Source organism: Bradyrhizobium lablabi, from assembly GCF_001440475.1.
Taxonomy (GTDB): domain Bacteria; phylum Pseudomonadota; class Alphaproteobacteria; order Rhizobiales; family Xanthobacteraceae; genus Bradyrhizobium; species Bradyrhizobium lablabi.
Map to the genome: position 1 here is coordinate 39,402 of NZ_LLYB01000036.1, position 9,654 is coordinate 49,055.

Annotated in this window: 8 protein-coding genes; all 8 read left to right on the forward strand. The window is 65.6% G+C overall.

Translation table 11 applies throughout. From position 1 onward, the window contains the following. Positions 1–7 precede the first annotated feature (7 nt). Positions 8–1,159 carry a putative lipid II flippase FtsW gene (gene ftsW, locus CQ14_RS03360; RefSeq protein WP_057856526.1) on the forward strand — a complete coding sequence of 384 codons (1,152 nt, stop codon included), beginning with the start codon at positions 8–10 and terminating at the stop codon, positions 1,157–1,159. A gap of 38 nt (positions 1,160–1,197) precedes the next feature. Next, on the forward strand, positions 1,198–2,298 hold the full coding sequence (murG, locus tag CQ14_RS03365; RefSeq protein WP_057856527.1) for an undecaprenyldiphospho-muramoylpentapeptide beta-N-acetylglucosaminyltransferase: 1,101 nt from the start codon (positions 1,198–1,200) through the stop codon (positions 2,296–2,298). Between the two features lie 158 nt (positions 2,299–2,456). Next, on the forward strand, positions 2,457–3,860 hold the full coding sequence (murC, locus tag CQ14_RS03370; RefSeq protein WP_057856535.1) for a UDP-N-acetylmuramate--L-alanine ligase: 1,404 nt from the start codon (positions 2,457–2,459) through the stop codon (positions 3,858–3,860). A 2-nt stretch (positions 3,861–3,862) separates the two neighbouring features. Beyond that, positions 3,863–4,786: a UDP-N-acetylmuramate dehydrogenase gene (murB, locus tag CQ14_RS03375; protein WP_057856528.1), complete on the forward strand. Its 924-nt coding sequence runs from the start codon at positions 3,863–3,865 to the stop codon at positions 4,784–4,786. Beyond that, positions 4,786–5,778, forward strand: a complete 993-nt coding sequence (locus CQ14_RS03380; RefSeq protein WP_057856529.1) for a D-alanine--D-alanine ligase family protein — start codon at positions 4,786–4,788, stop codon at positions 5,776–5,778. Before murB ends, CQ14_RS03380 begins: the two co-directional genes overlap by 1 nt. A gap of 312 nt (positions 5,779–6,090) precedes the next feature. Further along, complete coding sequence (locus CQ14_RS03385) at positions 6,091–7,089, forward strand: cell division protein FtsQ/DivIB (RefSeq protein WP_057856530.1); 999 nt, start codon at positions 6,091–6,093, stop codon at positions 7,087–7,089. Continuing rightward, positions 7,086–8,405 carry a cell division protein FtsA gene (gene ftsA / locus CQ14_RS03390; RefSeq protein WP_057856531.1) on the forward strand — a complete coding sequence of 440 codons (1,320 nt, stop codon included), beginning with the start codon at positions 7,086–7,088 and terminating at the stop codon, positions 8,403–8,405. The genes CQ14_RS03385 and ftsA overlap by 4 nt, the downstream gene beginning before the upstream one ends. Positions 8,406–8,493: 88 nt before the next feature. Then, on the forward strand, positions 8,494–9,654 hold a 1,161-nt coding region (ftsZ, locus tag CQ14_RS03395; protein WP_063800292.1), incomplete at its 3' end, for a cell division protein FtsZ.

A 9,654-nucleotide genomic window follows, 5' to 3' on the forward strand; every position in this document is an offset into this window, starting at 1 on the left:
GACGCCCATGCTCCACCGTGACCAACGCACCCCGTTTTCGGACTGGTGGTGGACCGTGGATAAGCTGCTGCTCGGCGCGATCATGGCGCTGATGCTGGGCGGCGTGATCCTGTCGCTGGCGGCGAGCCCGCCGGTGGCGACCCGGATCGGGCTCGATCCCTTCCACTTCTTCAGCCGGCACATGCTGTTCCTGCTGCCGTCCCTGCTGGTGCTGATCGGGGTGTCGTTCCTGTCGCCCAAGCAGATCCGCCGTCTCGCGCTGCTGGTGTTCGTGGTGAGCATCATCCTCATCGTGGCGACGCTTGTCTTCGGGGCGGAAGTAAAGGGATCGCGGCGCTGGATCACGCTGCTCGGCGTCAATATCCAGGCTTCCGAATCCGCCAAGCCGGCATTTGTGGTGATGGCGGCGTGGCTGTTTGCGGAATCGACCAGGCGGCCGGAAATGCCGGCGACCTCGATGGCGATGGTGCTGCTGTTGACGCTGGTGTCGCTCCTGGTGATGGAGCCGGATTTCGGCCAGACCATGCTGATCCTGATGGTGTGGGGCGCGCTGTTCTTCATCGCCGGCATGCGGATGATCTGGGTGGCCGGCCTTGCCGGCGCCGCGGCGGCCGGATTGTTCAGCGCCTATCTCTTGGTTCCGCACGTCGCTGGCCGCATCAAGCGGTTCATGAACCCGGCCTCCGGCGACACGTTTCAGGTCGACATGGCGATGGAAGCGTTCTGGAACGGCGGCTGGTTCGGGCTCGGGCCGGGCGAGGGCATTGCCAAACGCAGCCTGCCGGACAGCCATACCGATTTCGTGTTCGCGGTGGCCGCCGAAGAATTCGGCATCATCCTCTGCCTGGCGCTGGTCGGGCTGTTCGCCTTCATCGTGATCCGCACGCTGACGCGCGCCTATGCCAGCGAGGACATGTTCTCGCGCTTTGCGGCGTCGGGCTTAGCGATCCTGTTCGGCGTGCAGGCCGCGATCAACATGGCCGTGAACCTGCAACTGATCCCGGCCAAGGGCATGACGCTGCCCTTCATCTCCTATGGCGGCTCCTCGATCATCTCGCTGGCCTTTGGCGTAGGCATGATGCTGGCACTGACGCGGCAGCGCCCGCGCACCGAGGTGGAATCGATGAATGCGGCCGGCGTGGCGCGCGGATACGCTTGAGGGCGTGACTAGCGCCGCGGCGTCGGCTATTTGAAGCCATGGACAACACGCCTCTCATTCTGCTGGCCGCCGGCGGCACCGGCGGCCATCTGTTTCCGGCCGAAGCACTCGGCGTTGAGCTCATCAAGCGGGGTTTGCGCGTGCGGCTTGCCACCGATGCCCGTGCATTGCGCTACAGCGGCCTGTTCGCGCGGGACAATATCGACGTGGTCCCGAGCGAGACCGTGCGCGGCCGTAATCCGCTGTCGCTGGCGCGCACCGTCATCACGCTCGGCTACGGAACGGGCGTCGCAATCAACCTCGTGCGCCGGCTGAAGCCCGCGGCGGTGGTCGGCTTCGGCGGCTATCCGACGCTGCCGCCCCTGATCGCCGCGCGGCTGCTCGGCGTGCCCAGCGTCATTCACGACGCCAATGCCGTGCTCGGCCGCGCCAACCGCTTTCTCGCCGGCCGCGTCAACGCGATCGCGACCTCCTTGCCCGGCGTGCTCGATCGCGATCCCTCGCTTGCAGGAAAAGCCACGACGGTCGGCACGCCGATGCGTCCCGCGATCCTTGCCGCCGCCGCGGAGCCGTTTGCGTCACCTGAACCGAACGGGCCGCTGCGCCTGCTGGTGGTCGGCGGCAGCCAGGGCGCGCGGGTGATGAGCGACATCGTGCCGCCAGCGGTCGAACGGCTCGAGCCGGTGCTGTGGGGCCGCCTGGTCCTGACCCAGCAGGTGCGCGAGGAAGACATGGCGCGGGTGCGTGCGATCTATGACCGGCTCAAGATCAAGGCCGAACTTGCGCCGTTCTTTTCTGATTTGCCGGCGCGGCTGGCGTCCAGCCATCTCGTGGTCTCGCGTTCCGGCGCCGGCACCGTGGCGGAACTCGCCGCGATCGGCCGGCCCTCGATCCTGGTGCCGCTGCCGGGCGCGATCGACCAGGATCAGTTCGCCAATGCCGGCGTGCTGGCCAAGGTGGAGGGCGCCGTCCGGATCCCCCAGGCCGAATTCACGCCCGACCGGCTCGCGGCCGAAATCTCCGCCTTTGCCGCCGAGCCGGCACGGCTGACCACGATGGCCACCGCCGCCCGCCAGGTCGGCCGCCTCGACGCCGCCGAGCGGCTGGCCGATCTGGTGATGAAAACCGCCGGAATCTAGGCGGTTGTCCGCAAAATTGCCCCTTGTCAGCGCCTTCGAAAGCGGGGCATCCAGTACTCTGCGCGGCTGATTTGAACCTCGGCTTCGCGGAATAGTGGATCGCCCCTTTCTGTGCGCAATTGCCCACAAGGCGGGCGATGACGGCCAAGGACATACCCATGAGACTGCCGCGCGAGATCGGACCCATTCACTTCGTCGGGATCGGCGGCATCGGCATGAGCGGCATCGCCGAGGTGCTGGTCAATCTCGGCTACACCGTGCAGGGCTCGGACGCCTCCGAAAGCGGCAATGTCGCGCGGCTGCGGGAGAAGGGCGTCAAGGTCTCGGTCGGCCACAAGGCCGAGAACGTCGACGGCGCCGACGTGGTCGTGGTCTCGACCGCGATAAAGCGCGACAATCCCGAATTGATGGCGGCACGGGCCCAGCGTATTCCGGTGGTGCGCCGCGCCGAAATGCTGGCTGAACTGATGCGGCTGAAAAGCTGTGTCGCGATCGCCGGCACCCACGGCAAGACCACGACGACCACGATGGTCGCGACCCTGCTCGATGCCGGCGGTCTCGATCCGACCGTCATCAACGGCGGCATCATCAATGCCTACGGCTCCAACGCGCGGCTCGGGGCCGGCGACTGGATGGTGGTCGAGGCGGACGAAAGCGACGGCACCTTCCTGAAGCTGCCGTCCGATGTCGTGATCGTCACCAACATCGATCCCGAACATCTCGATCACTTCAAGACATTCGAGGCGATCCAGGATGCGTTCCGCAATTTCGTCGAGAACGTGCCGTTCTACGGCTTTGCGGTGATGTGCACCGATCATCCCGTGGTGCAGAGCCTGGTCGGCAAGATCGAGGACCGCCGCATCATCACCTATGGCGAGAACCCGCAGGCTGACGTGCGGCTGGTGGATCTCACCCCAATGGGCGGCGGTTCGACATTCAAGGTGGTGTTCCGCAACCGCAAGACCGACGCCACGCACGAGATCGCTGATATCACGCTGCCGATGCCGGGGCGCCACAACGCTTCGAACGCGACGGCGGCGATTGCCGTGGCGCACGAGCTCGGCATGTCCGACGACGCGATCCGGAAGGCGATCGCCGGCTTCGGCGGCGTCAAGCGGCGCTTCACCCGGACCGGCGAGTGGAACGGCGTCACCGTGATCGACGATTACGGCCATCACCCGGTCGAGATCGCGGCCGTTCTTAAAGCGGCACGTGAATCCACCAACGGCAAGGTCGTCGCCGTGGTGCAGCCGCACCGCTATACCCGGCTGCAGTCGCTGTTCGAGGAATTCTGCACCTGTTTCAACGACGCCGATGCGGTCGTTGTCGCCGAGGTTTATCCGGCCGGCGAAGCGCCGATCGAAGGCATCGACCGCGACCATTTCGTCACGGGCTTGCGCGCCCACGGCCATCGCGAGGTGATCCCGCTGCCGGGTTCGGCGGAACTGGCAAAAATCGTTCACGGCCTCGCAGGCCCCGGCGACCTCGTCGTGTGTCTCGGCGCCGGCAACATCACGCAATGGGCCTACGCGTTGCCCGGCGAATTGAAGACGTTGGGGTAACAGTGGCATTTCCCGACATCACGCCTGACCTGAAAGCCGCGATGCCGCAACTGCGCGGGCGGCTGCTCGCGAATCAGTCGCTCGCCGAGTTGACCTGGTTTCGCGTCGGCGGGCCGGCGCAGGTGCTGTTTACGCCGGCGGATGAAGACGATCTCGCCTACTTCCTGAAGCTGCTTCCGAACGAGTTGCCGGTCTATGTCGTCGGCGTCGGCTCCAACCTGATCGTGCGCGACGGCGGCATGGAAGGCGTGGTGATCCGCCTGTCGCCGCGGGCGTTCGGCGAGACCAGAGCGGAGGGCGACATCGTCAGCGCCGGCACGGCCGCGCTCGACAAGCGCGTGGCGGAAACCGCGGCAAGCGCCAACATCGGCGGCATGGAATTCTTCTTCGGCATTCCCGGCACCATCGGCGGCGCGCTGCGGATGAATGCCGGCGCCAATGGCAGCGAGACCAAGGACGTGCTGCTCGACGCCGTCGGCATCGGCCGCGACGGCACCAGGCACGTCTTCTCCAATGCCGACATGAAGTTCGTCTATCGCAACAGCGGCGTCGACCCGTCGATCATTTTCACCTCCGCGCGTTTCCGCGGGAAGATCACCGACACTGAGACCATTCGCGCGCGGATGAACGAGGTGCAGAATCACCGCGAAACCGCTCAGCCGATTCGCGAAAAGACCGGGGGCTCGACCTTCAAGAATCCGCCCGGCAACAGCGCCTGGAAGCTGATCGACGCCGCCGGCTGCCGGGGCCTGCGTGTCGGCGGGGCGCAGGTCTCGGAAATGCACTGCAATTTCCTCATCAACACCGGCAACGCCACCGGCCATGATATTGAAACGCTGGGCGAAACTGTGCGCGAGCGGGTTAAAGCGAATTCTGGAATCGAACTGCACTGGGAAATCAAGCGGATCGGGATCGAGCAGAGCTGATGCGGACGACCATTCTCTTCGGCGGCACCAATAAAGAGCGCCTGGTTTCGGTGGCGAGTGCGCAGGCGCTGCACCGCGCCTTGCCGGAAGCCGATCTCTGGTTCTGGCACGTGGCGGATACCGTTCATGAGGTCGACTCGAAGACGCTGCTCGGGCATTCGCGTCCCTTCGAGGATGAGTTCAATCCGGGCAACCGCGGCATCGCGCTTGAGGCGGCGCTGGACAAGGCGAAGGCCGAGGATCGCGTGCTGGTGCTCGGGCTGCACGGCGGCCGGGCCGAGAACGGCGAACTGCAGGCGATGTGCGAGATCCGCGGCATTCCCTTCACTGGCTCCGGGTCGGCGTCGTCGAATCTTGCCTTCGACAAGACCGCGGCGAAACGGTTTGCGGCGATCGCAGGCGTCGCAACGCCGCCCGGCGTTGACCTGGAAAACCTTGATGCGGCGTTTGCCGATTACGGCAGGCTGATCGCAAAACCGGCGCGCGACGGTTCGAGCTACGGCCTGATCTTCGTCAACGCCAAGCAGGACCTCGTCGCGGTCCGCAACGCTGCCAAGACTGAAGAATATCTGATCGAGGCGTACATCGCGGGGGTGGAAGCCACCTGCGGCGTGCTGGAGCAATCGGATGGGACGATCATGTCGCTGCCGCCGATCGAGATCGTTCCGGGGGAGGGCGCCTTCGATTACACGGCGAAATATCTTCTGAAATCGACTCAGGAGATCTGCCCGGGCCGCTTCTCGCCTGAAATCACCGCCCAACTGCAGGATCAGGCGCTCCGCGCGCACAAGGCGCTGTCCTGCACCGGCTATTCCCGGACCGACTTCATCGTCTCGGAGAAGGGGCTGGTCTATCTGGAAACCAATACCCTGCCGGGCCTGACGGCGGCCTCGCTCTATCCGAAGGCGCTGAAGGCCCAGGGGATCGAATTTCCGGATTTCTTGCGCGATCAGATCGCCCTGGCCGAACGGCGCAGCCGCGGCCGGGCTTGACCGGCCTGGCCGGGAGTTAACGGGGAACCCGGGGGCGACCCCTAAAATTGTTTCAAAATCCTAACAGTTGAGCGGCAAACTACTCAAAAGACGTATCAAAACGTACCCGCACCCCCACGTTTTTACACTTTGTTTACCAGTAAGTCCGAAGGTTAACGCTGGCGGCGCATGTGGCGCTTGGCTGCCGGGGTGTGCGCTGTTCCGACGTCAGGTCAGCACTTAGGTCCGGCACGGCCGAGACGTCATCTGAGCCAATACTCGCGAAGGCCCGCAAAAAAGCTTGCGGGAACAACACTTGGACAGGCTCGTGCAATGGATGGTGCAGGACGCCTCACGCGGTCGGTGAGATCGGTGGGGCCCCAGGCTGACCTGAAAGCAGCCGCTATTGGAGCGGCCGTGCTGCTGCGCGAGTGGCTGGGCCGTCGTGCCCGCGCCCGTATCCCGGCCAAACCCGTGATTGATCGCGAGCCGTCGAATCGCCTGGTCCGTCTGGTCGAGCGCTATCTGCCGAATCGCCTGGGCGTGGCCTTGACCGTCCTGATGCTGCTCGGCAGTGCCGGCTTTGGCATCGTCAAGGGCGGTCACCTCGACGCATTCACGACCGCGCTCAGCGACACCCGCAACGCGCTGGCCAACTCGGCCGGATTCCGCATTACCGAAGTCGTCATCAACGGCCGCAAGCAATTGAGCCAGGACGAGGTACTCGCGATCGGCGGCGTCAATGGCCGCTCGTCGCTGCTGTTCCTCGACGCCGCCACCCTGCGCGACAAGCTCAAGGCCAATCCGTGGATATCAGATGCGACTATCCTGAAGCTCTATCCCGGCCAGTTGCAGATCGACCTCGTCGAGCGCTCGGCGTTCGCGCTGTGGCAGCAGGGCGGCCGGCTCGCCGTGATCTCCGAGGACGGCGCGGTGCTGGAGCCCTACGTGTCGCGCCGCTTCGTGACGCTGCCGCTGGTGGTGGGCAAGGGCGCCGACCTCAAGGCCCGCGATTTCCTCGCGCTGCTCGACCGCTACCCGCAGGTCCGCAGCGTCACCAAGGCCGCGATCCTGGTCGGCGAGCGGCGCTGGAATTTGCGGCTGAAGGACGGCCTCGACATCCGCCTGCCGGAAAACGACGTCGGCAATGCGCTGGCTACCCTCAGCAAGCTCGACAAGGAAGACCGGCTGTTCTCGCGCGACATCGTCGCCGTCGACATGCGCCTGCCGGACAGGCTCACGGTGCAATTGTCGGAAGACGCGGCGAAGGCCCGCGAAGAGCTGTTCAAGGAGAAAAAGCCGACCAAGAAGAAGCCGGGTGATTCAGCATGACCGGCCTCGATCGCAACCAGACCCCGAAGACGCGGCCCGTCGACCACAAGCGCACGGCGCTGGTGGCTTCGCTCGATATTGGCACCAGCAAGATCGCCTGCATGATCGCGCGGCTGAAGCCGTCGCCGCCGAGCGAGGCGCTGCGCGGGCGCAGCCATGCGGTGGAATTGATCGGCTACAGCCAGATCCAGTCGCGCGGCGTCAAGGCCGGCGCGGTGGTCGATCTCGCCGAATGCGAGCAGGCGGTGCGCCAGGCGGTGGCGCTGGCCGAGCGGATGGCCAAGGTCCGCGTCGAATCGGTATTGCTGTCGGTTTCCGGTGGCCGGCTGCAGGGCCAGCTTGTTGAAGCAGCCGCCGATATCAGGGGCGGCGCGGTCTCCGCTGAAGATGTCACCCGCGTGACGTCCACCGGCATGCGCCACGCCACCGGCGAGGGCCGCACGGTGCTGCACGCACTCCCCGTCGGCTACGCGCTCGACGGCGTCAAGGGCATCCGTGATCCCCGCGGCATGGTGGCCCGGCAGTTCGGCGTCGACATGCAGGTGGTGACGGTGGATGCCACCGTTGCCCGCAATCTGATGCTGGTGGTCGAGCGCTGCCATCTGAACGTCGAGGCCATGGCGGCGAGTCCTTATGTCGCAGGTCTTTCCGTATTGACCGACGACGAAGCCGATCTCGGCGCCGCTGTGGTCGAAATGGGCGCAGGTTCGACCACGATCGCGACGTATTCCGGCGGCCGTTTCGTGCATGCCAGCGGTTTTGCACTCGGCGGCCAGCACGTCACAATGGATCTTGCACGCGGCGTCGGCGCATGCATTGCAGATGCCGAGCGAATCAAGACGTTATATGGCACCGTGCTGACCGGCGGGTCTGACGCGCGCGAGCTGATGTCTGTACCGACTGCGGGCGAGGAACACGATACGCCGCAGATCGTTTCGCGCGCCACGATTGCCAACATCGTCCGGCATCGCGCCGAGGAGATTTTTGAAATGGTCCGGGACCGGCTCGCGGATTCCCCCTTTGCGGCAGAGCCAAGGGCGCGGGTCGTGTTGAGCGGCGGCGCCTCCCAGCTCACCGGCACCGTGGAACTCGCCACCCGTATTCTCAACCGGCCGGTCCGGATCGGCCGTCCGCTCGGTTTCGGCCGGCTGCCCAACGAGGCCAAGAGCGCCTCGTTCGCGGTGCCCGCAGGCCTCCTGGTCTATCCGCAATACGCTCATCTGGAACACGTCGAACCGCGGCATACGCGGCAGCTCAAAACAGGGACTGACGGCTATTTCGGAAAGGTCGGACGATGGCTTCGCGAGGGCTTCTGATGACCGGTCCAGTAACCAAACGATTTTCACCAAATCCCGCGGCCGCCGGCCCGGGCGAACCAAAGCGCGCGTCGTAAGAGAGGCAACCATGGCACTCAATCTGACACCCCCTGACATCAGCGAGCTGAAACCGCGGATTACCGTCTTCGGCGTCGGTGGAGCAGGCGGCAATGCCGTCAATAACATGATCACCGCCGGGTTGCAGGGGGTCGATTTCGTCGTCGCCAACACCGACGCGCAGGCGCTGACCATGTCGAAGGCCCAGCGCATCGTGCAGATGGGCACCCAGGTGACGCAGGGCCTCGGCGCGGGGTCCCAGCCTGATGTCGGCGCGGCGGCGGCGCAGGAAGTCATCGACGAGCTGCGCGACCATCTCACGGGCGCGAACATGGTGTTCGTCACCGCCGGCATGGGCGGCGGCACCGGCACCGGCGCTGCTCCCGTCATTGCCAAGACCGCGCGCGACATGGGCATCCTCACCGTCGGCGTCGTCACCAAGCCCTTCCATTTCGAAGGCCAGCGCCGCATGCGCACCGCCGAGTCCGGCATCGCCGAACTGCACAAGGTGGTCGACACGCTGCTGATCATCCCGAACCAGAACCTGTTCCGGGTCGCCAACGAAAAGACCACCTTCGCCGACGCCTTCGCGATGGCCGACCAGGTGCTCTATTCCGGCGTCGCCTGCATCACCGACCTGATGGTCAAGGAAGGCCTGATCAACCTCGACTTCGCCGACGTGAGGGCGGTGATGAGGGAAATGGGCAAGGCGATGATGGGCACCGGCGAGGCGACCGGCGAGAAGCGTGCGCTGACCGCAGCCGAAGCTGCGATCGCCAACCCGCTGATCGACGATTCCTCGATGAAGGGTGCGCGCGGCCTCTTGATCTCGATCACCGGCGGCAAGGACCTGACCCTGTTCGAGGTCGACGAAGCCGCCACCCGGATTCGCGAGGAAGTCGATCAGGACGCCAACATCATCGTCGGCGCCACCTTCGACGAATCGCTCGACGGCATCATCCGCGTGTCCGTGGTCGCGACCGGCATCGACCAGTCGCAGATCGCGCGCAACGCCGGCACGCCTGCCGCCGCTGCAGCTGCTGCCCCGGCCGTCGCCACCCCGGCTTCGCCGGACAACCGGCTGGCCGAACTGACCGCTCGCCTGCGCGCTGACAATGCGCGTCTGGCCGAGCGCGCCCAGAAGCTCGAACCGACGGCTGCGCCGCAGATGATGGCTCCGGCTCCCGCACCG

Coding starts and splice junctions, on each gene's coding strand:
- ftsA (WP_057856531.1), top strand. CDS start 7,086: ATGACCGGCCTCGATCGCAACCAGACCCCGAAGACGCGGCCCGTCGAC.
- murC (WP_057856535.1), top strand. CDS start 2,457: ATGAGACTGCCGCGCGAGATCGGACCCATTCACTTCGTCGGGATCGGC.
- CQ14_RS03380 (WP_057856529.1), top strand. CDS start 4,786: ATGCGGACGACCATTCTCTTCGGCGGCACCAATAAAGAGCGCCTGGTT.
- ftsW (WP_057856526.1), top strand. CDS start 8: ATGCTCCACCGTGACCAACGCACCCCGTTTTCGGACTGGTGGTGGACC.
- CQ14_RS03385 (WP_057856530.1), top strand. CDS start 6,091: ATGGATGGTGCAGGACGCCTCACGCGGTCGGTGAGATCGGTGGGGCCC.
- murG (WP_057856527.1), top strand. CDS start 1,198: ATGGACAACACGCCTCTCATTCTGCTGGCCGCCGGCGGCACCGGCGGC.